This window comes from Brachybacterium epidermidis, assembly GCF_015209585.1.
Taxonomy (GTDB): Bacteria; Actinomycetota; Actinomycetes; order Actinomycetales; family Dermabacteraceae; genus Brachybacterium; species Brachybacterium epidermidis.
In genome coordinates, this window is record NZ_JADEYR010000002.1 from 20,568 (window position 1) to 44,912 (window position 24,345).

Below are 24,345 nucleotides of genomic sequence, written 5' to 3' on the forward strand. Positions count from 1 at the left end.
CCCCACGGAGCACACCATGGCTGACATCACCATCCAGAACCTCGTGAAGGTCTATCCCGGTGGGAACGAGCGGGCCAACGACGACGTCTCGCTGCACGTGGCCGACGGCGAGTTCATGGTCCTGCTGGGCCCCTCGGGCTGCGGCAAGACCACCCTGCTGCGGCAGATCGCCGGCCTCGAGCTCCCCACCTCCGGTGCCATCGCCATCGGCGGCCGCGACGTCACGTACATGCCCGTGCACCAGCGGAACCTCTCGATGGTGTTCCAGAGCTACGCCGTCTTCCCCCACCGCCGGGTCCGCGCCAACATCGGCTTCGGACTGGCCATGCGGGGCATGTCGAAGGCGGAGATCGACAAGAAGGTGGACTGGGCGGCCGAGCTGCTGCAGCTCACCCCCTATCTCGATCGGTTCCCCGCCCAGCTCTCCGGCGGCCAGCGCCAGCGCGTGGCCGTGGCCCGCGCGATCGTGGTCGACGCGGACGTGCTGCTGATGGACGAGCCGCTCTCGAACCTCGACGCCCTGCTGCGACTGTCCTTCCGGGCCGAGCTCAAGCAGATCGTCAACCAGATCGGCATGACCACCGTCTACGTCACCCACGACCAGTCCGAGGCGCTCTCCCTGGGCGACCGGGTGGCGGTGATGAAGAACGGCCGGATCACCCAGCTCGACAACCCGCTGCGGGTGTACAGCCACCCCGCGAACACCTTCGTGGGCGGTTTCATCGGCTCCCCGCCGATGAACTTCGTCGACGGTGTCGTGCACGACGGCCAGATCGACATCGGCGGCGGCAGCTTCCGGGCGCCCGAGGGCGCCGAGGACGGCCGCTACACCGTCGGCGTGCGAGCCGAGGCGATCACCCTCGGCGATCCCGCCGACCCGCACACCGTCCCCGCGAAGGTGCTGGTGGTGGAGCCGCTGGGCTCGGCGACCCTGCTGACGGCCACCGTCGGCGAGCACTCCATCAAGGTCCAGGTCCCGGCCGACACCCAGGTGGCCGCCGGCGACCAGGTCAAGCTTTCGGTCCCGCCCTCGGCGGTGCGGCTGTTCGATCTCGACAGTGGAGAGGCACGCACGCCATGACCACCGCCGCACCGTCACCGGAGCAGATCGACAGCGCCGCCCGCAGGGTGCTGGAGGACAACGACCTCGGCACCCTCGTCACCGCCGCGCCCCACCTGTACCCGCACCAGTGGTCGTGGGACGCCGCGTTCATCAGCGTGGGACTGGCCCACATGTCCGTGCCGCGAGCGCTCCGCGAGCTGCGCACCATCCTCGATGCGCAGTGGTCCACCGGCATGTTCCCGCACATCGTGTTCTCCGACCACGTGGACTACTTCCCCGGGTTCGACACCTGGGGCACCGCCGTGGCCGAGGCCCGCCCGAGCGGCGTGAAGTCCTCCGGGATCTGCCAGCCACCAGTGCATGCCTACTGCCTGGAGAAGGTGGTCCGGATCGCCCACGCGGGCGGTGGGGAGGATGCCTCGGTGGCCGACGCCTTCGTGCGCGAGGCCCTGGATCCCCTCCACCGCTGGCACTCGTGGCTGTCCACCGCCCGCAACCCCGGCGGGACGGGGATCGTGGAGATCTACCACGGGTGGGAGTCCGGCATGGACAACTCCCCCCGCTTCGATGCGATCTACGACCGGGTGGAGGTCCCTGAGCGGATCGAGATGGACCGCACCGACCTCAAGCACGCCGATGCCTCCGAGCGCCCCAGTGACACCGAGTACCAGCGCTACCTGCACCTGGTGCGGCAGATGGCATCGGTGGCGTTCGACGACGACGCCCTGCCCTCGGTGATGTCGTTCCGCTTCGGCGACATCTTCATGACCGCGCTGCTGGCGGTCTCCGCGGAGTCGCTGGCCCGGCTGGCCGATCAGCACGGCCGCGCGGACATCGCCTCCGCCGAGCGGGAGCGTGCCGCGGCATGCCGCCGCACCGTCGAGGGCTCGGTCGGCGAGGACGGCCTGTGCCGTGACTACGACCCGATCGAGCGGACCTGGCTGGAGGTGCCCTCGCTGGCGTCCTTCTCCCTGCTGCTGTGCGGCGGTGAGGACCAGGAGCTCCTGGCGGGCCAGCGATCGACGCTGATGGGCCCGGCCTGGATGGGCCACCCGGAGAACCTGTACCGCCTGCCTCCCTCCCTCAGCCTGGACTCCCCGCAGGTGCGCCCGCCCGAGTACTGGCGCGGCCCGGTGTGGCCCATCATGAACTGGCTGTTCGCCTCCACCGCCCTGGACCGCGGGGATCTCGAGTTCGCCGCCCTGGTGCGTTCCGAGGGGCTCACGCAGCTCACCGATCTCAAGTTCGGCGAGTACTACGAGCCGCGCACCGGGGAGCCCCTGGGCTCCCACCAGCAGTCCTGGTCGGCCATGGCCGCGATCGACTGGATCACGGACCAGCGCTGGAAGAGCCTCGAACGATGACCGTGCACCAGAAGATCCTGGCGGATGCCGAGTTCATCTACGGCGACCACGGCCCCCGGGTGGCCCGGGCTCTCCAGGAGCTGACCGACCGCTTCGCAGCAGGTGACAGAGCCCCCGCCGACGGCGAGGGCGCGCCCGGCGGCCGGCACCAGTTCAGCCGCCGCGACGCCGTGCTGATCACATACGCCGACTCCATCCGCTCCGAGGGCGAGAAGGGCCTGGGCACGCTCGCACGGGTGCTGCCGGGCCTGGTGGGGGACGTGGTCGACACCGTCCATCTGCTGCCCTTCTTCCCCTGGACCTCGGACGACGGGTTCAGCGTCTCGGACTACCTCAGCGTGGATCCCGAGCTCGGCGACTGGGACCAGGTGGAAGAACTGGGCGGTTCCTTCCGGCTGATGTTCGACGCCGTGGTGAACCACATGTCCGCCTCCCACCCCTGGTTCGAGGCGTACCGTCGCGGCGAGCACCCCTACCGCGATTACGTGCGCACCGTCGACCCGGCCACCGATCTGAGCGGCATCGTGCGCCCCCGCACGAGCCCGCTGCTCACCCCGGTGGAGACCTCCCGCGGCATCGAGCACGTGTGGACCACGTTCTCCGCGGACCAGATCGACCTCGACTACGAGACCCCCGAGGTGCTCCTGGAGATCATGACGATCCTCCTGGAGTACGTGGAGCGGGGGGCATCGCTGATCCGCCTGGACGCGGTGACGTACCTGTGGAAGGAGATCGGCACCAGCGGGGTCCACCACCCGCGCACCCACCGCGTGGTGCAGCTGATGCGGCACGTGCTGGACGCGGTGGCCCCGGGCACCTCGATCATCACCGAGACCAACGTGCCGCACGAGGAGAACATCTCCTACTTCGGCAACGGTCGCGACGAGGCGCAGCTGGTGTACAACTTCGCACTGCCGCCGCTGGTGCTGCACAGCTTCGTCGCGGGCGATGCCACGGTGCTCTCCGACTGGGCGGCATCGCTGTCCACCCCCAGCGACTCCACCCACTTCTTCAACTTCCTGGCCTCCCACGACGGGATCGGGGTGCGCGGAGCAGAGGCCTTCCTCGATCAGCAGCAGATCTCCGCGCTCGCCGAGCGGGTCGAGCAGCACGGAGGGCTGGTCTCCTCCCGTTCGGTGGGCGATGGGCCGGACCAGCCCTACGAGCTGAACATCAACTACTTCGACGCGCTCAGCGACCCGGGCTCCGACGAGGACCAGGAGATCGCGGTGCGGCGGTTCCTCACCGCGCAGGCCATCATGCTCGCGCTGCCGGGCGTGCCGGGCATCTACATCCACTCGCTGCTGGGATCGCGCGGCTGGCCCGCCGGGGTGCAGGAGCAGGGGTACCCCCGTGCGATCAACCGCGAGAAGCTGGATGCGCAGCAGCTGATCCAGGAGCTGTCGGATCCCGAGGGCCGTCGCGCACGGGTGCTGGAGGGCATCCGGCACCTGATGCGGGTGCGGCGCGATCAGGAGGCGTTCGAACCGACCGCACCCACCACCGTCCATCGCCTCGACCCCGGGGTCCTCGCCCTGGAGCGGGGCACGGGGGACGCTGCGGTGATGTGCCTGCACAACGTCACCGACAGGGAGATCACGGTGGAGCTGCCCACGGCCGACGGGGACCTGCTGGATCCGGGCGCACAGATCCGGGCGGCAGTCACCCTCGCCCCGTGGCAGACGCGCTGGGTGGGTCTGCACGCCTGAGGGGACCGGGCGGTCTGCAACCGGGCAGATCGCACTGCCCCGCACCGATAGTCTCAGGAAGGAGACCCCGGAGAGGAATGTGCGATGTCCCAGCTCAGTGACGCCATGCTCGAGACCCTCGAGACGATCGACTCCTGGCAGGAGCCCCTGCTGAAGGATCTCCACCAGCATCCGGAGCTGTCGATGGTCGAGGAGCGCACCCGCGCCCTGGTGGCCCAGCACCTCACCGACTTCGGCTACGAGGTGCACGAGCTCGGCGGTGGCGTGGTGGGGGTGCTCGAGAACGGCGAGGGCCGCACCGTGCTGCACCGGGCCGACATGGACGCCCTGCCGATCCGGGAGGACTCCGGGCTGCCCTACGCCTCCACCGACACCCAGGAGGACCTCACCGGCGTCGTCCAGCCGGTGATGCACGCCTGCGGGCACGACTTCCACGTGGCCACCGGCCTGGGGGCGGCGAAGCTGCTGGCCGAGCACCGACAGGAGTGGAGCGGCACCGTGCTGATGCTGTTCCAGCCCGGCGAGGAGTTCGGGGACGGTGCGCAGACCATGGTCGAGGACGGGCTGATGGACGCACTGCCCCGTCCCGAGGTGTGCCTGAGCCAGCACGTGCTCACCGAGCCCGTATCCGGGAAGGTGGCGGTGGCGGAGGGTCCGGTGCTGTCCACCTCCCAGTCGATGACGGTGGAGGTGTTCGGAAGCGGCTCCCATGGCTCGATGCCGCACCTGGGCGTGGACCCGGTGGTGCTGGCGGCGAAGATCGTCACCAGCCTGCAGACCCTGGTCTCCCGCGAGCTCTCCCCGCAGGAGTTCGGCGTGGTGACCGTGGGGTCCCTCCACGCCGGCAGCTCCCCCAACGTGATCCCCGAGACCGCGACCCTGCAGCTGAACTTCCGCGCCTACAGCGAGGAGGTGCTCCAGCGCCTGGTCGAGGGCATGGAGCGGATCGTCCGCGCGGAGTGCCAGGCCGCCCGCTCCCCGCGCGAGCCTCGATTCGAGACCATCTCCCAGTACCCGGTGACCGACAACGACCCGGCCGTCGCGGCCGCGGTTCGGGACGCGCTGGTCGCGCACTTCGGCGAGGACCGGGTGGAGCAGATGGACCCGGCCACCGCCTCGGAGGACTTCTCCCTCATCCCCGAGGCCTTCGGGGTCCCCTACTGCTACTGGGGCTTCGGCGGGTACGCCGAGGGCAGCGAGGTGCTGCCCAACCACAGCCCGCACTGGGCCCCGGACCTGCAGCCCACCCTACGCACCGGCACTGAGGCCGCGGCGGCGGTGATCCTGGGGCTGCTGGCCGACGAGGTGTGAGCGGCACTCGGCGCCGCGTGCTGTCGGCACTGAGCGGACGGTCTAGGCACCGCTCGAAGGCTTAGGTCACAAAGAGGTCACGGTGCACCCCTGTCATCTGTTGGCAGATATCGGATAACCGCTAACCTCGGGCCATGTCATCGTCGACCCCTCCCGCCACCGGGCGGCTCACCCTCAGCGGCGCAGAAGGACGCAAGCAGCTGCTCGGCACGCAGGTGGAACGCAGTATCCGCCAGTACATCGCCCATCGCGGCCTGGTCGAGGGGGATGACCTGCCGTCGGAGGGGCAGATCGCGAGCGAGCTGGGGGTCTCCAAGAGCACGGTCCGGGAGTCGGTGCGGCGACTGGAGACCCTGGGGTACATCAAGGTGGTCCACGGCGTCGGCCTCCGGGTCGGGACGTTCAGCATCCGCCCCGTGGTCCGGGCACTCCCCTACGACCTCCTCAACCGCGCCCAGGGCCTCAACGACATCCTCGAGGTGCGCACCGTCATCGAGGAGAACTTCCTCGTGCGCGCCGCTGTGCACATGACCGATGAGCACCTCGACGCGCTGGAGCGCATCACCTCCGAGATGGAGGCCACGAGCACCGAGGGCGACGTCGACCCCCGCCTCGACGAGGCCTTCCACCAAGCACTGTACGAACCCATCGACAACCGGCTGGTCATGGACCTGATCAGCGCCTTCTGGGGACTGTTCGACTCCGCCCGCCACGCCCTCGACTTCAGCAGCAACTCCCGGGGGGTGCAGGAGCACCGCGAGATCGTCGAGGCCCTCCGCGACGGAGACGAGCACCGGATCCGCGCAGCGATGCGAGAGCACTTCCGCCAGCTCGAGCACGAGCTGGCCCGTTTCTCCCGAATCCAGGACACCGAGGAGCAGCCATGAGTCTGACCGGGATCTTCCCCGCACTCATCACCCCCTACGAGCCGAACGGCGCCGTCTCGCCCGCACTGACGCACCGCCTGGTCACCACCCTCAACGCGGAGGGGGCCAACGGCTACTTCGTCTCCGGCAGCTCGGCGGAGTGCTATCTGCTGTCCACGGGCGAGCGCCTCGAGATCCTCGAGGCAACCGTCCAGGCCGCCGAGGGCCGACCCGTGGTCTTCCACGTGGCGGCCACGGACCACCGTTCCACCATCGAGCACACGCGCCGGGCCGCAGATTCGGGGGCCGCAGCCGTGTGCGCGAACATCCCGACCTACTTCACCTACTCCGACGAGTCCCTGGCCACCTACTTCAGGACCCTGCGCGAGCACACGGAGCTGCCCCTGCTGGCCTACTACATCCCCAGCCAGACGGGCCGACTGCTCACGGCGGAGTTCTTCCTGGACCTCGCCGAGGACGGAACGCTTCAGGGGATGAAGTACACCAGCAGCGACCTGGGGATCATGGCCCGGATCCGCGCCGCACTGCCGGACGGCTTCACCATCCTCGCCGGTTCCGACGACACCCTGCTGGGTTCCCTCGCCCACGGCGCCGACGGCGGGATCGGCTCCAGCTACAACCTCGCCTGCCGCGTCTACGCCGATCTGCTCCGAGCGTTCCGCGAGGGGGACCTGCTCGAGGCGCGGCGCCTGCAGTCCGTCTCGGTCTCCCTGCTGGGGGAGATGGCCGACTGGGAGTTCATCTCCTTCCTGAAGTCGGTGCTGCGTTCCCGTGGGCTCGACACGGGACAGGCCCGTGCCCCCATGACCGCGATCCCCACCGAGCGGGACGACGCCCTGGCCCTGCGCCTGAGCAGGAAGCCGGAGCTCGCCCCATACCTCATCGACCCGCGCTGACCCGCGGTTCCGCGCCACCCGCCCGTCGCCCACACCCGCCCTGCCCGACCAGTTCCGCTGTACTTCAACGAGGAGATGCACCATGAACACCATCGTCCGACGTCGACTGCTCCAGATCATGGGCGCGGGCGGGCTCACCGCCGCTGCCGTCGCCTGCACCCCGAATGAGGACTCCGGCTCCGGCACCGGATCCGGTGGCTCCGACGGAGGCGGCGGCTCCGGAAACGGACTGGAGTTCATCTGGCCCGGCACCTCTGATCCGGAGACCGCGGTCGCCAACGATCTGAAGGCCGCCATGGGCGAGCAGGGCACGGAGATCGAGTACAACTTCCTGTCCTGGAACGACATGCAGCAGCAGCTGTCGGTGCGCATCCAGGCCAACGACGCACCGGATCTGACGATGACGCAGGACGTCACCGACTGGGTCGCCATGGGTGCGCTCGCCTCCCTCGATGAGCGCACCGCCGACATCGACACCTCCCTGTTCCGCCCCGGCACGCTGGAGTACTCCACCATGGACGGCTCGCTGTACGCACTGCCGTACTCCGCGCAGTCGTGGACCCTGGTGGTCAACCGCGAGCTGGCCGAGGCAGCCGGGATCGATCCTGAGGGCATTGCCACCTATGAGGACATGGAGGCCGCCGCCACCGAGCTGACGGGGGGCGGCACCTACGGGTTCTGCATCCCCATGCAGAACCCCCGGTTCGCCTTCCGCACCTTCATGACCGCGGCCTACGCCAACGGCTTCAACCCCGGCGACTACGCCGAACCGGAGACCGAGAAGTGGGTGCAGACCCTCGACCACCTGCGTGCCTTCAACGACCTGCGGCCCGATGCCGACAAGGCGTGGGCCTACCCGGAGATGTTCCGCTCCTTCGCCAACGGGGAGACGGCGATGATCGCGGCGGGCTCGTTCTTCACCGCCAACGTCTACGAGCTGAGCCCGGAGATCGTGGGCAGCTCCGTGCAGATTCCCTACCCGACGGGCCCCTCGGGCAGCGACAAATCGGTCCCGATCTCCAACGCCGGATTCGCCCTGTTCGAGGGCAGCGAGAACCAGGACGCCGGGTGGACGGTGATGGAGGAGCTGCTCAAGCCGGAGTGGCAGGCTCGCCTGACCGCCGTGGCCCACGCCCCCGCCACCACCGACATCACGATCGACGACCTGCGTCCCTGGATCGAGCAGTACTACCCCGATGCGGTCGAGGGCCACATCGCTCACTGCGAGGCGCAGATGCGGATCGCGGACGAGCGCGGCACCGAGCTCCAGAAGATCCCCGGCCAGCCCGCGATCGAACCCGAGTTCCAGATCATCTTCAACGAGTTCATCGCCGGGTCGATCGATGCCGAGGAGGCCGTGGAGAAGATGAGCGAGCGCTTCGGCTCGGTCGCCGGCTGACCGCCTGCGACTCCGCTCCCACCCAGGCCCCGTCCCCAGGTGGTCGTCGGCAGCCCTCCCATCCGCTGCCGACGACCGCCCGCCTCCAGAGAGACCATGGCTTCCCCCAGCATCCGACAGACCGCTCCCCCACCCTCGCGCCACCGCACGCGCGGCGTGCGCATGCGCAGCTGGTACGACAAGACCGGCTTCTGGCTGCTCCTGCTGCTGCCGGTGCTCATCACCCTGGCCGTCTTCCAGTTCTATCCGCTGCTGGAGACCCTGCGGATGGGGTGGACCGACGAGGGTGCCCGGACCGCAGACCCGGGGTTCGTCGGCGCCCAGAACTTCGAACGCCTCCTCACCGAGGACCCTCACTTCTGGGGGATCGTCCGCAACAGCTTCATCTGGGTCTTCCTCTCGGTGATCCTCCAGCTCGTGATCGGCACGCTCGCGGCCCTGGTCCTGAACTCGAAGATCGCGCTTCGCTCCGTGTGGCGCGGGCTGCTGATGGTGCCGTGGGTGACTCCCACGGTGGTGGTCGGCGTGATCTGGCGTTGGATCTTCGAGGGCTCCAACTCCGGACTGGCGAACTTCTTCCTCACCCGGCTCGGGGTCTTCGATCAGCCCACGGTGTTCCTGGCCTCCGAGTTCTGGGTGTGGCCGGTGCTGCTGTTCGCCTCCACCTGGAAGGGAGTGCCGTTCGTGACCCTGCTGGTGCTGGCGGCACTGCAGGGCGTCCCCCAGGACCTCCACGAATCCGCGGCGGTGGACGGCGCCGGGCGGGTCAAGCGGTTCTTCCACGTCACGATCCCGTCCATCCGCGGCACCCTGTTCACCACCGGGATGATCTCCCTGGTCACCACCTGGTTCAAGTTCGAGCTGATCTGGGCCCTGACCAACGGCGGCCCGGGCTTCGCCACCTCGATCCTGCCCACCTACGTGTACACCTGGGCGTTCAACCGGCTCGAGTACGGCATGGCCGGGGCGGTGGCCACCCTGGCCCTGGTCATCATCTTCGTGGTCGCGGCCATGTACGCCCTGCTGTTCCGAGACAAGGAGTCCTGAGATGACGACATCACAGGTCACCGGCGAGGTCATCGCCCCCCGCAAGAAGAGGGTGAGGCCCCTGGACCTCATCGGCCGCTACACCGCCCTGTTCGTGCTGATGGCCTTCCTCCTGCTGCCCGCACTGTGGATGGCCTTCTCCTCGCTGAAGCCGAACTCGATGCTGTTCGGCTCCACCCCGGACTTCTCCCTCGAGGGGGTGAGCCTGGACAACTACCGGTGGGCGCTGCGACCCGACGGCATGGACATGACCCAGCTGCTCATCAACACGTTCTCCACCAACATCATGTCGGCCCTGCTGACCACAGTGTTCTGTGCTGTGGCCGGGTACGGCCTGGCCCGCTACAAGGGCGGCCTGGCCCGGGCCCTGGTGGCATTCCTCGTCATCTCGCAGATGATCCAGGGCCCGATGATCATGGTGCCCTGGTACCAGATCGCCGCCACCTTGGACCTGATCAACACCCGCGAGGTGCTGGTGCTGATCTACCAGACCCTCACCATCCCCGCCGCGATCTGGCTGATGGCCGGGTTCTACCGCGCCATCCCGGTGGAGCTCGAGGAGGCTGCAGCGATGGACGGCTGCTCCAAGTTCGGGACGTTCTGGCGGATCATCCTGCCGCTGTCGCTGCCCGGGTTGGCAGCGATCTCCCTCTACGCCTTCATCCTGGGATGGAACGACTACCAGTACGCGCTGATCCTCACCAGTTCCGAGTACTCCAAGACTCTCCAGATCGGGATCGCCCAGGTGATGAACTCGATCGGCGCTACCAACTGGGGCGGGATCCTCGCAGCCGGCACGATCGCCGTGATCCCGGCGGTGATCATGTTCTCGTTGGTGCAGAAGACGTTGATCTCCGGCCTCACCGCTGGATCGGTGAAGGGGTGATGCCCGCCGAGGCCTCGAACCCCCGATCGCGCCTGGAGACGATGGCCGAACGAACCCGCGCCTTGCTGGAGTCGGTGCCGGATGGTGGCGCACCGTACGTCGCTATCGACGGGGACGTCTCAGCGGGAGCCGTGCACGGCTCACGCACCCCGCCCTGGACCTTGGGGTTCTGGCTGGGCCAGTTGCACCTCACTGAGGCGGTGATCCAGGACCCCTCGGTGCGCCGTCGGCTCGACTCAGAGCAGGAGAAGCTGTGCGGTCTGGTGATGGACCGTGGACCCGAGTTCGACCACGACCTCGGCTTCCTGATGATCCTGGGGCCCCTCGCCGATCTCCGCAGCGGGGTGCGGCCGCAGTACCGCGAAGCACTTGCAGCAGCATGCGAGGCACTGGCCGGGCGGTACAACCCGGAGGGCCGCTTCCTGCGTGCTCACGGCTGGCAGGGCTCCACCGGCGCACACATCGACCAGCCCGGGGACAACGACGGCCCCGCGGGGAGGTTCATTGCCGACACCTGGATGAACCTGCCGCTGCTGCTGTGGGGAGCCCGCGAGTTCGATCGTCCGGCCTGGGCCGATGTCGCCGTCGGTCATGCCCGCACGGCGAGGGAGCTGCTCACCACGCCCGAGGGCTGGGTGCTGCACGGCTACGAGATCGATCCGGTCACCGGCGAGCGGCGCGGCCCGTCGACGATCCAGGGGGACTCCCCCACCAGTCCATGGTCCCGGGCACAGGCGTGGACCGTCTACGGGATGGAGCTGACGGCCAGGATGCTGGGGGCCCAGGGCTGGCTTCCGCCGGATGAGGCCGAGCAGTGGCGCGGGGACGCGGCCGCGCTCGCGCGCAGGTTCCTCGACCATTCGTTGCCCTCCGGGGTGGCCCCTTGGGACTTCTCGATGCCGCAGGGGGAGCAGACGCCGTCCGACACCTCTGCTTCGGCCATCGTGCTGGCTGCGCTGACTGCCTGGGAGGGGTCAGCACCACACGGCACCACAGGACCCCCGGGTGCCGCTGACAGGCTGCAGGCTGCACTGGAGCCGTACTCTCAGCCGGACCGAGCGGGAACGGGACTGCTGGGAGGCGGGCTGTACTACTACCCGGCGGGCCGAGGGATCGATGAGCCCTGCGCATGGGGGGATTATTTCTGGATGGAGGCGGCCGCTCGACGCCAAGGGATACCGGTGCCGTACGACCTCTGATCGGGACCATCGGATACATCCGATGTCTCGGCGGGCGGAAGAATCGTGGCAGAAGATCCGCGGGCCGAGCGGATCGGTCGGGACCGGAGCTGAGCCATGACCTTCCAGGGGATCATCCCTGCCCTCGTCACGCCCTACGACAGCGCCGGCGAGGTGTCCTTGCCGGTGCTGCAGCGCTTGGTGCGCACCCTGAATGCGGAGGGGGCCGACGGCTACTTCGTCACCGGCAGCTCGGCAGAGTGCTACCTGCTCGACACCGCCGAGCGTCTGCGGATCCTGGAGGCCACCGTGGAGGCGGCGGACGGTCGTCCGGCCCTGTTCCACATGGCGGCGAGCGATCATCGCGACACCCTGGAGCTGGCACGGAGGGCCGCCGACGCCGGCGCCACGGGCATCAGCGCCAACATTCCCACCTACTTCACGTACACCGACGAGTCACTGGCCACCTACTTCCGCGAAGTCCGCGAGCAGACGGACCTGCCGCTGCTGGCGTACTACATCCCCGGCCAGACGGGCCGGAAGCTGCCGGCGGACTTCTTCCTGGAGCTCGCTGAGCAGGACGTGCTGCACGGCATGAAGTACACCAGCGCCGACCTGTCGGTGATGGCACGCGTGCGCGCCGAAAGGCCCGATGACTTCGCGATCCTCTCCGGGGCCGACGACGCCCTGCTGGGCTCCCTCGCCCAGGGCGCCGACGGGGGCATCGGTTCCACCTACAACGTGATCTGCCGGGTGTTCGCGGAGCTGTACGCGGCGTTCCGGGCGGGCGATCTGGCGGAGGCCACACGGTTCCAGCACCTGGTGATGCCGGTGTGGAACCGCATGGACGGATGGGAGTTCATCCCCTTCCTGAAGGCGGTGCTGCGCGGCCGTGGCCTGGACGTGGGGCAGGCCCGCAAGCCGATGGCGCAGATCCCTGCCGAGACGGACCAGGCGTTGGCCGGGGCCCTCAGTGGTGTGCCTGAGCTGGAGCCGTACCTGATCCGACCCCTCTGATCGGGGCTCCTGCGCGGCCCCGTCCGACAGGGGCTCCTGCACGGTCCCCTCGGCGCGGGGCCTGGCGCGGGAGCCTCGGCGTGGCCGGGGTCGGCGTGGCGGGGGTCGGCAGCACGAGGCGCGGACGCCAATCCCGACACCGCCACGCCGACAGCTCCTACACCCTCATCTGTGAAGAGGCGCTCTACTGTGGGCCCATGAACGCACCCTCGCCCCTGCTCAGTCTGTCCACTCCCGCCGGCGCAGGCCGGTCCGTCCTGGTCACCGGGGCCACCGGTTACGTGGGTGGGAGGCTCATCCCCGAACTGCTGGCCGCCGGCTTCGAGGTCCGGGCAGGTGCCCGCAAACCCGAGGTCCTCAGCGACCGCCCGTGGGCCGATCAGGTGGACCTGGTGCGCTGCGACCTCAGTGAACCAGACCAGGTGCGAGCTGCGATGGACGGGGTCCACACGGTGCTGTACCTGGTGCACTCCATGGGCAGCGGCGGAGACTTCGTGGAGCGCGAGCAGGGCATCGCCGACGTCGTCGCCGTGGCTGCGGAGCAGGCAGGCGTGCAACAGCTGGTGTACCTCTCCGGGCTCCACCCGGATCGGCCCGTCGACGAACTCTCGGACCACATGCGCTCACGTGAACTGGTCGCACGCCGTCTGGACGCCTGCTCGGTGCCCACCCTCACCTTCGAGGCAGGCGTGGTGATCGGCACCGGGTCGATCTCCTTCGAGATGATCAGGCACCTGGCCGAGCGGCTCCCCGTGATGCCTGGCCCGAAGTGGCTGGCCAACCGGGGGGAGCCGATCGCGATCCGTGACGTCCTGTACTACCTCCTGCACGCGTGCGCGCTGGAGGAGCCGGTGCAGGCACGTGCCCAGATCGGCTGCGGCAGCGCCCAGACCTTCGCCTCCATGCTCACCGACTTCGCCGCGGAGGCCGGGCTGGCCAGGCGTCGGGTGGTGCCCCTGCCCCTGCCGGCGCAGAAGCTGTCCGGGGTGTGGATCGGACTGGTCACTCCGATCCCGGTGGGTATCGCCATCCAGTTGGCCGCCTCGCTCGCGGAGGACGCGGTCACCGACAACCATGAAGTGGCGCGGCTGATCCCGGATCCGCCCGGCGGTCTTACCTCCTACCGGGCGGCCGTCCGGCAGGCCCTCGCCCGACAGGCCGAAGGGCCACTGGAGGTGACGTGGGACTCGGACCTGACGGCCTCGGCCGAACCCGCCGACCCGATCCCCGCTGACCCGGACTGGGCGGGGCAGACGGTCTACACGGACACGCGGGAGAAGACCTCGACGCTGCCCCCCGCCACGGTGTGGTCCGTGATCGAATCGATCGGCGGCCAGAACGGCTGGTACTCCACACCAGGCCTGTGGAGGATCCGCGGCTGGATGGACAAGCTCGTGGGCGGGCCGGGCCTGACCCGCGGTCGCCGCGATCCGCGCACCCTGCGTGTGGGTGATCCGGTGGACTGGTGGCGCGTGGAGTCCATGGAGCGCGGGCGCAGCCTCACCCTCCGCGCCGAGATGCGGGCCGGTGGACGGGCCTGGCTGCAGCTGGGGGTGGAGGGCACCCCCGAGGGGTGCGTCTACCGCCAGCGGGCGGTGTTCATGCCCTCGGGCATCGTGGGCCGCGCGTACTGGACGGCGATCCTCCCCTTCCACGCCGTGGTGTTCCCGTCCATGGCCAAGAACATCCTTGAGGAAGCCGGGCGACGAGTGGACGGCACCCCCGTCGCGGACTGAACCGCGGCGGACTGATCTGACGGCTCCCGCTGACGGGGTGGCCCAGCGGGATGACAGGGTCAGCTCCACCACTGGCGCGGGCTCGGGCAAGACCCACCTGCTGATGATGTCGTGCGGGGAAGTGAGCAGGGCCGACAGGTGCGGCCCTCTCATCCCTTGGTCGGAGATCAGCCCGGATCGTTGGTCGAATGGGCGGGAGCACCGCAGGATGGCGAGCATGACCTCCTCCTCTGCCCGCCCGACGGCGACCCCTGCGTCAACAGCTCGCCCGACGACACCCCGTCCTGCCGCGACCGGCCCCGCCTCGACCCGCCGGCCCGTCCTGGTCACCGTCGGGGCCGTGGCCCTGCTCGGGCAGGCCGTTTCCATCCCCGCCGAACTGGTCGGCATGGCCCTCTCCGCCCTCCCTTACGACCCCGTGCGGCAGACCATCAGCGACCTCGGCTCGACCACCTGCACCGCGATCCCCTACCCCTCCGGGGCCGTGGAGGTGTGCTCCCCCGCCCATGCGGTGGTCAATGGCGGGATGGTGCTGGCGGGCCTGCTGGTGCTGGTGGCATCGGTGTGCCTGGCCGGGGCGTGGTGGCGCCGGTCCCGTCCCCTCGCGGTCGCCGCAGTCGGCACGCTCGCGCTTACCGGGGCGTCCACCCTGGCCACCGGCCTGGTGCCGCTGGACGTGGACCTGATGCTGCACAGCCTGGTGTCCTTGCCGGCGATCCTAGTGAGCCCGATCGCGGTGATGGCGCTGGCGGTGCTGTCACTGCGCGGGCCCCTGCGTGTGATGTGCCTGGTGGCCGCCGCGCTCGCGCTGGTGGCGGCGGTGGTGATGCTGGGGACCGTGGACTCCGGCGGGATCATGGGGCTGACCGAGCGGATCGCCGTGTGGATCCCGGTGCTGGTGATGGCGCTGGTGGGCGCGGTCGAGCTGCGGCGCTGATCCCCCGGCAGGGCCCCTGCTGAAGGACCCCACGCCCACCCCGAGCTGTCGACGCTCGAGGAGCGCACCCGCGGCCTGATCGCTCAGCACCTCACCGGCCTCGGCTCCAGCACATCGGCGGCGGGGTGGTCGGGGTGCTGGAGAACGGCCCGGGCCTGACCGCCGCTGAACGACTGCGGATCCTCGAGGCGATCAAGGGTGATCTGTGACGCTCCGTGACCCCGCGATGTTCATGGGCGTGTAGGGCAGTGCCATACTGCCCATAGTTTTTCTTTGCGCGACCGAAAGTAACGATGATGACGACGAGCGATGCTCTCCCGGTCGAGGCCGCGGTCTCGCTGGACGACCGCACCGCCCGGACCCCCGTGTGGCGCGCCTTCCTGCGGCCCGTCCCGGCTGCCGCTGCCGTGGTCGTCGCGGCGAGCGTGCTCGCTGCGGTGTTCGCCCCGCAGCTCAGCGCACTGTCCGACAATGACCCGTTCACGTACCACCCCGAGGCCCTGGGCCCCGACACCGCGCCGCTGGGAGCCTTCGGTGGGGTCAGCGCCGACCACTGGTTCGGGGTGGAGCCCGGCACCGGCCGTGACCTGTTCTCCCTCGTGGTCCACGGCGCCCGGGTGTCCCTGCTGGTGGGCATCGCCTCCACCCTGCTGGCCACCGTCATCGGCGTGGTGCTCGGGATCGTGGCCGGCGCCGTCGGTGGGTTCGTCGAGAAGCTCGTGGAGGTGGCCACCGATGTCACCCTGGGCTTCCCCTTCCTGATCTTCGCGATCGCCCTCAGCGCCCTGTTCCCGCTCGAGGCCCCACGCGCCCTGCTGCTCACCCTGGTCATCGGCGTGTTCGGCTGGCCGGGCATCGCTCGCGTGGTCGCTGCCGAGACCCGCGTGATCGTGCGTCAGCCGTACGTGGTGGCCTCCCGCGTGATGGGGGCACGCCTGGCCCACGTGCTGCGGCACCAGGTGCTGCCCAACGTCGCCTCCACCGTGATCGTCTACTCCTGCATCTCTCTGCCCGGCCGCATCAGCGCCGAAGCCACCCTGTCGTTCCTCGGCGTCGGCGTGCTGCCGCCCACCCCCTCGTGGGGCCGGTCGATCGGTGACGCCATCAGCTGGTTGCTGGTGGACCCCGCCTTCCTGCTGTTCCCCGCAGCGGCGCTGTTCCTTGTGACCTTCTCCTTCAACATCCTCGGCGACACCCTGCGCGACGCCCTCGATCCCCGGGGGGCACAGCGATGATCCCCGCCCTGCAGCGCGCGGCCCGCAGCGTGGTGGTGCTGCTGATGGTCATGACGCTCACCTTCGCGATCTTCTACCTCGCCCCCATCGACCCTGCCCTGCAGATGTGCGGCAAACCCTGCTCCCCGGAGGACCTCGAGGCCGCCCGCGGCTTCATGGGCTTCGACCAGCCGTGGTTCGCCCAACTGGGCACCTTCCTGGTGGCGATCTTCACCGGGCGCACCTTCGGCTCGGCCGAGGTGGCCGTCCAGTGCGCCGCCCCCTGCCTGGGGTACTCCTTCCAGCTGCACCAGTCGGTGACCGAGCTGATCGGGGACCGCTTCCCGGTCACGTTCTCGATCGCCCTGGGCGCCGTCGCGCTGCAGGCACTGTTCGGGATCGCCGCCGGGGCGCTGGCCGCCCGCCGCCAGGGAGGCATCCTGGACCGCACCGTGACCGGGGTGTCCGTGGTTGCGGCCTCCGCCCCCGCCTTCGTGGTGGGCCTGCTGGCGGTGGTGGTGTTCGCCCTGCAGCTGGACCTGCTGCCCAGCGGCGGCTATGAGCCCTTCATCGAGAGCCCCCTGCAGTGGGCCCGCCACCTGGTTCTGCCCTGGATCACCCTGGCCTTCCTCAATGGCGCCGTATACGCACGCCTGGTGCGGTCCTCGATGATCGAGCAGCTGGGCTTGGACTACGCGCGCACCGCACGGGCTGCCGGCCTTCCGGAACGACGGATCGACCGGTACGCGCTGCGGAATCTCGCGCTCCCGCTGACCACCCTGATCGCCCTGGACATCGGGGCACTGCTGGGCGGCACCGTCATCACCGAGCGGATCTTCGGCCTGCCGGGCCTGGGCGCGCTGCTGCTGGACGCGACCTCCACCGCCGACCTGCCGGTGATCGTGGGCACCACCCTGGTGGGCTCCCTGCTGATCGTGCTTGCGAACCTCTGCGCGGATCTCGCCCGCCCCCTGCTGGACCGGCGCCTTGCCGCCACCGGCAGGCGCACCACCACCCTGTCCGACCACGGCACGGGCGAGCCCGACCCCTCCGACTCCGACCCCTCCGGCCCCGACCCGACCAGCTCGACCCACTCGATCCCTCGGCCGTCCCGCACCACCCAGGAGACATCCCCATGAGCACCTCGCCCCGCACCAGCTCGACCTTCTCCCGCCGCAGCATCCTGCTGGCCACCCCCGTGATGCTCGGCACCGGCGCCCTGGCCGCCTGCTCCGGCAATGGCTCCGGGAGCTCCGGCAGCTCCGGGTCTGACGGCGGCGGTCAGACCGGTGGCACCCTGACCATCTACACCACCGGCGAGGAGATGAGCTTCGACCCGGCCACCAGCCAGAGCCTCGCGATCACCTCCCTGGGCCTGACCGCGCGCCGCCTCACCGCCTGGAAGACCTCTCCGGACGCCCCCACCGAGCTGATCCCCGACCTCGCCACCGACACCGGCACCCCCTCCGAGGACGGGAAGACCTGGACCTTCACCCTCCAGGAGGGACTGAAGTTCGAGGACGGGACCCCCATCACCGCCGCCGCCGTGAAGTACGGGCTGGAGCGGTCCTTCGCCCCCGAGCTCACCGGCGGCCTCACCTACCACAAGGTGCTGCTGGAGGGCGGCGAGGACTACGCGGGGCCGTTCTCCGGTGAGCACCTCGACTCCATCGAGGCCGTCGACGACCTCACCCTGGTGCTGCACCTGAACCGCCCCTACGGCGACTTCGGCTGGGTGGCCTCCAACCCCGCCTTCGCCCCGGTCCCGGAGGACTCCGGCCAGCCGGAGACCTACGCCACCCAGCCTGTGACCAGCGGCCCCTACCGCGTGGAGTCCTACTCCCCCGGCGCCAAGGCCGTGCTGGTGCGCAACGAGCACTGGGACGCAAGCACCGACCAGGCCCGCACCGGCGGCCCCGACACCATCGAGTTCGCGCTGGCCCAGGATGCGAGCGTGGTGGCGCAGTCGATCATCGCCGACCGCTCCGACGCCCAGGACGGGTTCCTGGCCAGCTTCGTGCCCACCGCCCAGCTGGTGCAGGCCCGCAACGACCCGAAGGTGGGCGATCGCCTAGTGACCTCGGGCCCCGGGGCACTGGAGTACCTGGCGCTGAACACCGAATCGGAGGCCCTGAAGGATGTGAACGTCCGCAAGGCGCTGCAGTACGCCGTGGACAAGGAGGCGTACCGCACCGCGAAGGGCGGGGAGATCTCCGGCGACTTCGCCACCACCTTGATCACCCCGGGCATCGCCGGCCGCGAGGAGTACAACCTGTACGCCGAGGATCCCACCGGCGATGCCGAGGAGGCCAGGCGCCTGCTGGCCGAGGCCGGGGCACAGGACCTGTCGCTGCGCCTGGTCATCCAGGACACCCAGACCGCCGCCGCCGAGTCGATCCAGCAGGCCCTCACCCGAGCCGGGATCACCGTCACCATCCAGCCGCTGGACGCCAACGCCTACCAGTCCGAGGTGACCGCGGGCGACGGCAGCGCCTACGACATGGTGCTCAGCTCCTGGCAGCCCGACATGCCCTCCCCCAACGCCAACCTCACCCCGCTTTTCGAGTCCACCCAGATCGGCAACGGCAACTACAACCTGGCGCGGTATGCGAACGAGGAGGTGGACGCGGCACTGCTGGAGGCCTCCTCCACCCTCGACGCCGACGAGGCCGCCGCCAAGTGGGCGGCCGTGGACAAGCGGATCATGGAGGACTCCCCCGTGGTGCCGCTGATCTACTCGAAGAACTCCTTCATCCACGGCTCCGGGGTGGAGAACTTCGTGATCGGGCAGTTCCCGGCCTACCCGAACTACCTCACCACCACCCTGAAGGCATGAGCGACAGCACCCGCGCCACCGATGCCGGGCCCGCGCAGGATCCCGGCTCCACGGGAGACCCGGACCTGCTGGCCCTGCGGAACCTGCGGGTCACCATCGCCGGCAGGCCGATCCTGAAGGGCCTGGACCTCACGGTGCGCGCCGGGCGGATCACCGCCCTGGTGGGCGAGTCCGGCTCCGGGAAGTCGATGACGGCACTGGCCACCATCGGGCTCGCACCCGCCAGCGCACAGGTGACCGGCAGCGCCCGCTTGCGAGGCGAGGAGCTGCTGGGCAGGTCGCCCCAGCAGATGCGCCGCACCCGCGCCGGGGGCCTCGGGATGATCTTCCAGGAGCCGGGGCAGTCACTGTCACCGGTGATGAAGGTCAGCGCCGTCTTCCGCGACGTGCTCGGGGTGCGCGAGAACATCCGATCCCGCCCCCGAGCCGCGCAGCGCACCCGGGATCTGCTGGCCTCGGTGGGCCTGCCGGACCCGGACCGCACCGCCTCCTCCTACCCGCACGAGCTCTCCGGCGGTGAGCTGCAGCGCGTGGTGATCGCGCTCGCGCTCAGCGGGGACCCCGCGCTGCTGATCGCCGATGAGCCGACCACCGCTCTCGATGTCACGGTCCAGCGCGGCGTGCTGGACCTGCTCACCCGGATCGTGCGCGAGCGCGGCATCGGAGTCCTGCTGATCACGCACGACATGGGCGTGGTGGGCGAGATCGCCGACGACGTGGTGGTGCTGCAGGGCGGCGAGGTGCGCGAGACCGGCACCGTCCAGCAGGTGCTCGGTGCCCCCACCGCCCCTTATACGCAGACGCTGCTGTCGGCCGTGCCGAGACTGTTGCCCAGCCTGGAGCGGGCGTCAGCGCGGTCGAGCGCCGAGCAGAAGGACGGTGCGTCCACACGGGGCGACGACGATACTGCCGCACGGGGCGACGACGATGCTGCCACGCAGGGCGAGAGCGACCCATCCCGCGGGACCGCCGCATCGGAGCCCCCGGTGGTGCGCGTCGAGGGCTTGTCGGTCCGCTACGACCGGCGTGGTGGGTCCCACCTGGCGCTGGACGACGTGGGCTTCGAGATCGGCCGCGGGCAGATCCACGGCCTGGTGGGCGAGTCGGGCTCGGGAAAGTCGACATGGGGCAAGGCCCTGGTGGGGCTGGTCCCGGCCCAGGCGCGCGTGCTCGAACTGGACGGGACGGACCCCCGCAGCCTCTCCCCGGCGGCTCGCCGCGGGGTGTACGCGCGGGCCGGCCTGGTGTTCCAGGACCCGGCCTCGTCCCTGAACCCTCGCCGCACCGTCGGGTGGAGCATCAGCGAGCCCCTGCACCTGGCGGGCGGGGTGGGCCGCGCCGACGTAGACCGGCGAGTGCATCACGCCCTGGAGCAGGTGCGCCTGCCCGCGTCCTACACGCAGCGGCTGCCCCACGAGCTCTCCGGCGGGCAGCGGCAGCGGGTCTCGATCGCTCGCGCGCTGATCCTGCAGCCCTCGCTGCTGATCGCCGACGAGCCCACCAGCGCGCTGGACGTCACCGTGCAGGCGCACGTGATCGAGGTGCTGCGCGAGGCCATCGAGGAGGCGCGCTTCGCCTGCGTGTTCATCAGCCACGACCTCGCGGTGGTGGGATCGCTCGCCGATCACGTGACGGTGCTGCGCCGCGGCCGGGCCGTGGAGCAGGGCACCGTGCACCAGGTGCTGGGCAGCCCTCGGCACGAGTACACGCGGGCGCTGCTGGAGAGTGTGCCGGACCCGTCGCGGCGCCTGCGCGAGGGCCAGCGGCCCGCCTGTGAATCAGTGGGTCGGCCTGAGGCTACGATGCGCGGATGAGACCGTTCCTGCTGCTGGCCACCCGGTTCGAGGACGAGGCCGCCGACGCCGAGTACGAGGCGTTCCGTCGATTCGCCGGCCTGCGCGCGGACCAGCTGGTGCGGGTGCACCTCGAGGCAGCACCCCTGGGCGAGATCGACCTGGCCGAGTACTCCGGCGTGATCGTGGGCGGCAGCCCCTTCACCACCTCGGACCCGGAGGACTCCAAGAGCGCCACCCAGCAGCGGGTCGAGAGCGACCTGAAGCGGGTGCTGGACCTGGTGATCGAGCACGACGTGCCGTTTCTCGGCGCCTGCTACGGCGTGGGCACGCTCGGGGTGCACCAGGGGGCGATCGTGGACCGCACCCACGGTGAGCCCGTCGGCGCCGTCACCGTGCGGCTCAGCGAGGAGGGCAGGCGCGATGCTCTGGTGGAGGCCGCGGGCCTGCCGGACTCGTTCACGGCGTTCGTCGGCCACAAGGAGGGCGTCCGCTCCCTGCCCGAGCACGCCGTGTGCCTGGCGAGCTCGGCCACGGCACCGGTGCAGATGTTCCGCGTGGGCACCCGGCAGTACGCCACCCAGTTCCACCCGGAGCTGGACGTGCCCGGCCTGGTGCAGCGGATCCGCATCTACAAGGACGCCGGCTACTTCTCCCCCGACGAAATGGACGATCTCATCGAGGAGGTCAGCCAGGTCGATGCCGGCGCTCCGGCCGGGGTGCTGCGCGGCTTCGTCAAACTGTTCGCGCGGTGAATGGGGACCGGACAATGGGGCAGAATCGCACCTTCGACGGGCGGCGGGCGCTGGTGGTGGGCGGCGCCCACGGCATCGGCGCGGCCTGCGCGGCACGCTTCGCCCGGGACGGTGCCCAGGTCGCCGTGGCGGATCTCGATCTCGATGCCGCGCGCGCGACGGTCGTGACCCTGGCGGGGGCCAGCGCCGCTCCTCACCTCGCGGTGCAGATGGACATCACCGATCCCGGGTCGGTGGACGCAGCCGTGGCTGAGGTGGTGAAGCAGCTGGGCGGGCTGGACGTGCTGGCGAATGTGGCCGGCGGCGACGACACCGGCTACCCCGCCTTCGATGACCTCGACGACGAGACCTGGACGCGGATGCTGGACTGGAACCTCCTGGGGCCTGTGCGTGCCACCCGGGCCGCACTCCCCCACCTGCGCGCCAGCGATCATGCGGCGGTGGTGAGTGTGTCCTCGGTGAATGCCCTGATGGCGTTCGGTGGCCCGCCCTACTCCGCGGCGAAGCGCGGGCTGCTCTCGGTGACGCAGAACCTGGCCGCCGAGCTCGCACCCGACGGGATCCGGGTGAACGCCGTGGCGCCCGGCACCGTGCGCACCCGCGTGTGGGGCGAGGACGGCAAGGAGTCCGAGCGTATGCGGCACATGTATCCGCTGGGCCGGGTGGGTGAGCCGGAGGACATCGCCGCGGCCGTGGCGTTCCTGGCCTCCGACGATGCCTCCTGGATCACCGGCCACACGCTCCCGGTGGACGGCGGCGTGCTCCTACGGGGGCCTGGGCCCGGCGACCTCGGGTAGGTGCGCGGCGCCGGGGCAGGCGAGCATGGGACCTGCGCCTAGCCGCAGCAGCCCTCACGTTCCCCTGGTGGCCTGCGGTGACACGGAGGGCAGGAAACCATTCGTTCAGGCCATGGGGGCTCGGTCAGTGCTGCCCGGCGTCGGAGCCGAGGGCGAAGGTGCCCTGGGCGCGGCGGCGGCCCAGCACCTGGTGGGTGGGCACCACGCCGTCCAGGAAGCGGTAGCCGTCGCGGGTGAAGGCTGCGCGCAGGTCCCCGGAATCTGCTGCGGAGCTGAGAGAGCGCCACCAGTCGGTGATGTCGCCCCAGCCGGGGGCGGCCAGGGACCCGCCGAACTGCTGCACGGCCAGGGCCGAGCACAGGGAGGCGAACTTCAGCCTCTCTACCAGGGGCCACTGCGCGAGGGTGCCCAGCACCAGGGCGGCGGCGAACACGTCGCCCGCGCCGGTGGTATCCATGGCGGTGACGGGCACGGCCGGGCAGTAGGCCTCCTCGCCGGTGGAGCCGTCGATCGCGTAGGAGCCGGCCTCGCCGTCGGTGACCACAGCCAGCGGCACGAGTTCGGCGAGCGCCCGCACGGCCCGGTCGGGACTGTCGGTGCGGGTGTAGGCCATGGCCTCCACGGCATTGGGGGTGAAGGCGTGGCAGTGCACCAGGGGTGCCAGGTCGCTGCGGTCCCAGCGGCCGGTCTCGTCGAAGCCGATGTCGGCGAACACCTTGGAGCCGCCCTGGGCCAGGGCCGCCCACCAGCTGGTCTCCCCGGCCAGGTCCACCACGGCGGCGCGGGCCTTGGGGGCCTTGGCGATCAGCGATGAGAGCGGTTCGGGCAGGTCGTGGCCGTGGGTGACCATGGCACGGTCGCCGTGGGCGGCGATGGAGACGGTCAGCGGGGAGTGGAAGTCGGGGAAACGGCGGGAGGCGCTGAGGTCGATGCCCTCCTCCTCGGCCATGGTCTGCCACATCCAGTCGGCGTAGGCGTCGTCACCGAACCCGGCCACCAGGCCGGTGCGCAGGCCCAGGCGGGCGGCGGCGGTGGCGAGGTTGGCGATGCCGCCAGGGCTGGAGCCCATGCCCTTGCTCCACAGCTCCTCGCCCGGCTCGGGCAGGCGGTCCAGGCCGGTGAACACGATGTCGAAGAACACGGTGCCTGAGAGCAGCACGTCCAGCGGCGGGTCCTCGGGGCTGCGCTGCTCGGCCAGGGGTCCCAGCCCGCGGGGCCGACGGGGTGGGGTCGGTGCGCTCGGGCTCAATGCCGGCGGGGCCCTGCTCGCTGCCGGCGGGGTCAGCCCCAGTCGGGCCCGGCTTGTCGAGCGCGGGGGCGGCGAGGTGGGGACGGCCGGGTTCGGGCGTGGTCATGACGTGGTGGCTCCTTCGAGCATGCTGCGGATGAAGTACCGCTGGAGGAACAGGAACAGGATCACCATCGGCAGCGCGGGACCGTAGCCGCCTCCGTCGGTGCCTCCGCTGCCCCCTCCCGTATCGGATCCGGGGGCACAGCCGGCAACGAGGCCGATCGAGCCC

The 24,345-nt window shown here is 70.3% G+C and carries 20 protein-coding genes; 19 read left to right on the forward strand and 1 reads right to left on the reverse strand.

The annotated features are described in order from the left end of the window. Positions 1 to 16: 16 nt before the first annotated feature. The 19 genes from IOE58_RS02815 (at position 17) to IOE58_RS02905 (ending at position 22,825) form a co-directional block, all read left to right on the forward strand. The gene (locus IOE58_RS02815; RefSeq protein ID WP_193864938.1) at positions 17 to 1,081 is read left to right on the forward strand and encodes an ABC transporter ATP-binding protein; all 1,065 of its coding nucleotides are present in this window, start codon (positions 17 to 19) and stop codon (positions 1,079 to 1,081) included. Continuing rightward, positions 1,078 to 2,427 (forward strand): glucosylglycerate hydrolase, encoded by a 1,350-nt coding sequence (gene ggh, locus IOE58_RS02820; RefSeq protein WP_193864939.1) that lies wholly within the window; start codon positions 1,078 to 1,080, stop codon positions 2,425 to 2,427. The genes IOE58_RS02815 and ggh overlap by 4 nt, the downstream gene beginning before the upstream one ends. After that, entirely contained in the window at positions 2,424 to 4,136 is a 1,713-nt protein-coding gene (locus tag IOE58_RS02825; protein WP_193864940.1) for a sugar phosphorylase, read from the forward strand. Before ggh ends, IOE58_RS02825 begins: the two co-directional genes overlap by 4 nt. Before the next feature lie 84 nt (positions 4,137 to 4,220). Next, positions 4,221 to 5,447 (forward strand): amidohydrolase, encoded by a 1,227-nt coding sequence (locus IOE58_RS02830; protein WP_193864941.1) that lies wholly within the window; start codon positions 4,221 to 4,223, stop codon positions 5,445 to 5,447. Between the two features lie 134 nt (positions 5,448 to 5,581). Further along, positions 5,582 to 6,334 (forward strand): FadR/GntR family transcriptional regulator, encoded by a 753-nt coding sequence (locus IOE58_RS02835; protein ID WP_193864942.1) that lies wholly within the window; start codon positions 5,582 to 5,584, stop codon positions 6,332 to 6,334. Further along, positions 6,331 to 7,230: a dihydrodipicolinate synthase family protein gene (locus tag IOE58_RS02840; RefSeq protein WP_193864943.1), complete on the forward strand. Its 900-nt coding sequence runs from the start codon at positions 6,331 to 6,333 to the stop codon at positions 7,228 to 7,230. The genes IOE58_RS02835 and IOE58_RS02840 overlap by 4 nt, the downstream gene beginning before the upstream one ends. Positions 7,231 to 7,312: 82 nt before the next feature. Further along, positions 7,313 to 8,629 (forward strand): ABC transporter substrate-binding protein, encoded by a 1,317-nt coding sequence (locus tag IOE58_RS02845; RefSeq protein WP_193864944.1) that lies wholly within the window; start codon positions 7,313 to 7,315, stop codon positions 8,627 to 8,629. A gap of 96 nt (positions 8,630 to 8,725) precedes the next feature. Further along, complete coding sequence (locus IOE58_RS02850; protein WP_193864945.1) at positions 8,726 to 9,676, forward strand: carbohydrate ABC transporter permease; 951 nt, start codon at positions 8,726 to 8,728, stop codon at positions 9,674 to 9,676. A gap of 1 nt (position 9,677) precedes the next feature. Continuing rightward, a complete protein-coding gene (locus IOE58_RS02855; RefSeq protein WP_193864946.1) occupies positions 9,678 to 10,562 on the forward strand; it encodes a carbohydrate ABC transporter permease in 885 nt (294 codons plus the stop codon). Next, positions 10,562 to 11,761 (forward strand): glycoside hydrolase family protein, encoded by a 1,200-nt coding sequence (locus tag IOE58_RS02860; protein WP_193864947.1) that lies wholly within the window; start codon positions 10,562 to 10,564, stop codon positions 11,759 to 11,761. Before IOE58_RS02855 ends, IOE58_RS02860 begins: the two co-directional genes overlap by 1 nt. Positions 11,762 to 11,857: 96 nt before the next feature. Continuing rightward, a complete protein-coding gene (locus tag IOE58_RS02865) occupies positions 11,858 to 12,757 on the forward strand; it encodes a dihydrodipicolinate synthase family protein (protein ID WP_193864948.1) in 900 nt (299 codons plus the stop codon). Between the two features lie 197 nt (positions 12,758 to 12,954). Beyond that, a complete protein-coding gene (locus tag IOE58_RS02870) occupies positions 12,955 to 14,493 on the forward strand; it encodes an SDR family oxidoreductase (RefSeq protein WP_193864949.1) in 1,539 nt (512 codons plus the stop codon). A gap of 217 nt (positions 14,494 to 14,710) precedes the next feature. Then, positions 14,711 to 15,430: a DUF998 domain-containing protein gene (locus tag IOE58_RS02875; protein WP_193864950.1), complete on the forward strand. Its 720-nt coding sequence runs from the start codon at positions 14,711 to 14,713 to the stop codon at positions 15,428 to 15,430. 293 nt (positions 15,431 to 15,723) lie between these two features. Then, the gene (locus IOE58_RS02880) at positions 15,724 to 16,665 is read left to right on the forward strand and encodes an ABC transporter permease (RefSeq protein WP_193864951.1); all 942 of its coding nucleotides are present in this window, start codon (positions 15,724 to 15,726) and stop codon (positions 16,663 to 16,665) included. Then, on the forward strand, positions 16,662 to 17,783 hold the full coding sequence (locus tag IOE58_RS02885; RefSeq protein ID WP_193864952.1) for an ABC transporter permease: 1,122 nt from the start codon (positions 16,662 to 16,664) through the stop codon (positions 17,781 to 17,783). The genes IOE58_RS02880 and IOE58_RS02885 overlap by 4 nt, the downstream gene beginning before the upstream one ends. Further along, on the forward strand, positions 17,780 to 19,480 hold the full coding sequence (locus IOE58_RS02890) for an ABC transporter substrate-binding protein (RefSeq protein WP_193864953.1): 1,701 nt from the start codon (positions 17,780 to 17,782) through the stop codon (positions 19,478 to 19,480). The genes IOE58_RS02885 and IOE58_RS02890 overlap by 4 nt, the downstream gene beginning before the upstream one ends. After that, positions 19,477 to 21,294: an ATP-binding cassette domain-containing protein gene (locus IOE58_RS02895; protein ID WP_193864954.1), complete on the forward strand. Its 1,818-nt coding sequence runs from the start codon at positions 19,477 to 19,479 to the stop codon at positions 21,292 to 21,294. Before IOE58_RS02890 ends, IOE58_RS02895 begins: the two co-directional genes overlap by 4 nt. After that, complete coding sequence (locus tag IOE58_RS02900; protein WP_193864955.1) at positions 21,291 to 22,028, forward strand: glutamine amidotransferase; 738 nt, start codon at positions 21,291 to 21,293, stop codon at positions 22,026 to 22,028. The genes IOE58_RS02895 and IOE58_RS02900 overlap by 4 nt, the downstream gene beginning before the upstream one ends. Before the next feature lie 14 nt (positions 22,029 to 22,042). After that, entirely contained in the window at positions 22,043 to 22,825 is a 783-nt protein-coding gene (locus IOE58_RS02905; RefSeq protein WP_193864956.1) for an SDR family NAD(P)-dependent oxidoreductase, read from the forward strand. A 124-nt stretch (positions 22,826 to 22,949) separates the two neighbouring features. Here IOE58_RS02905 and IOE58_RS02910 read toward each other — a convergent pair whose 3' ends face one another. Further along, positions 22,950 to 24,074 (reverse strand): carbohydrate kinase family protein, encoded by a 1,125-nt coding sequence (locus IOE58_RS02910; protein WP_193864957.1) that lies wholly within the window; start codon positions 24,072 to 24,074, stop codon positions 22,950 to 22,952. Positions 24,075 to 24,345 lie beyond the last annotated feature (271 nt).

What these genes read in the sequence shown, in the direction of transcription:
- IOE58_RS02815 (WP_193864938.1), top strand. Translation starts at nt 17, where the DNA reads ATGGCTGACATCACCATCCAGAACCTCGTGAAGGTCTATCCCGGTGGG.
- ggh (WP_193864939.1), top strand. Translation starts at nt 1,078, where the DNA reads ATGACCACCGCCGCACCGTCACCGGAGCAGATCGACAGCGCCGCCCGC.
- IOE58_RS02825 (WP_193864940.1), top strand. Translation starts at nt 2,424, where the DNA reads ATGACCGTGCACCAGAAGATCCTGGCGGATGCCGAGTTCATCTACGGC.
- IOE58_RS02830 (WP_193864941.1), top strand. Translation starts at nt 4,221, where the DNA reads ATGTCCCAGCTCAGTGACGCCATGCTCGAGACCCTCGAGACGATCGAC.
- IOE58_RS02835 (WP_193864942.1), top strand. Translation starts at nt 5,582, where the DNA reads ATGTCATCGTCGACCCCTCCCGCCACCGGGCGGCTCACCCTCAGCGGC.
- IOE58_RS02840 (WP_193864943.1), top strand. Translation starts at nt 6,331, where the DNA reads ATGAGTCTGACCGGGATCTTCCCCGCACTCATCACCCCCTACGAGCCG.
- IOE58_RS02845 (WP_193864944.1), top strand. Translation starts at nt 7,313, where the DNA reads ATGAACACCATCGTCCGACGTCGACTGCTCCAGATCATGGGCGCGGGC.
- IOE58_RS02850 (WP_193864945.1), top strand. Translation starts at nt 8,726, where the DNA reads ATGGCTTCCCCCAGCATCCGACAGACCGCTCCCCCACCCTCGCGCCAC.
- IOE58_RS02855 (WP_193864946.1), top strand. Translation starts at nt 9,678, where the DNA reads ATGACGACATCACAGGTCACCGGCGAGGTCATCGCCCCCCGCAAGAAG.
- IOE58_RS02860 (WP_193864947.1), top strand. Translation starts at nt 10,562, where the DNA reads ATGCCCGCCGAGGCCTCGAACCCCCGATCGCGCCTGGAGACGATGGCC.
- IOE58_RS02865 (WP_193864948.1), top strand. Translation starts at nt 11,858, where the DNA reads ATGACCTTCCAGGGGATCATCCCTGCCCTCGTCACGCCCTACGACAGC.
- IOE58_RS02870 (WP_193864949.1), top strand. Translation starts at nt 12,955, where the DNA reads ATGAACGCACCCTCGCCCCTGCTCAGTCTGTCCACTCCCGCCGGCGCA.
- IOE58_RS02875 (WP_193864950.1), top strand. Translation starts at nt 14,711, where the DNA reads ATGACCTCCTCCTCTGCCCGCCCGACGGCGACCCCTGCGTCAACAGCT.
- IOE58_RS02880 (WP_193864951.1), top strand. Translation starts at nt 15,724, where the DNA reads ATGATGACGACGAGCGATGCTCTCCCGGTCGAGGCCGCGGTCTCGCTG.
- IOE58_RS02885 (WP_193864952.1), top strand. Translation starts at nt 16,662, where the DNA reads ATGATCCCCGCCCTGCAGCGCGCGGCCCGCAGCGTGGTGGTGCTGCTG.
- IOE58_RS02890 (WP_193864953.1), top strand. Translation starts at nt 17,780, where the DNA reads ATGAGCACCTCGCCCCGCACCAGCTCGACCTTCTCCCGCCGCAGCATC.
- IOE58_RS02895 (WP_193864954.1), top strand. Translation starts at nt 19,477, where the DNA reads ATGAGCGACAGCACCCGCGCCACCGATGCCGGGCCCGCGCAGGATCCC.
- IOE58_RS02900 (WP_193864955.1), top strand. Translation starts at nt 21,291, where the DNA reads ATGAGACCGTTCCTGCTGCTGGCCACCCGGTTCGAGGACGAGGCCGCC.
- IOE58_RS02905 (WP_193864956.1), top strand. Translation starts at nt 22,043, where the DNA reads ATGGGGCAGAATCGCACCTTCGACGGGCGGCGGGCGCTGGTGGTGGGC.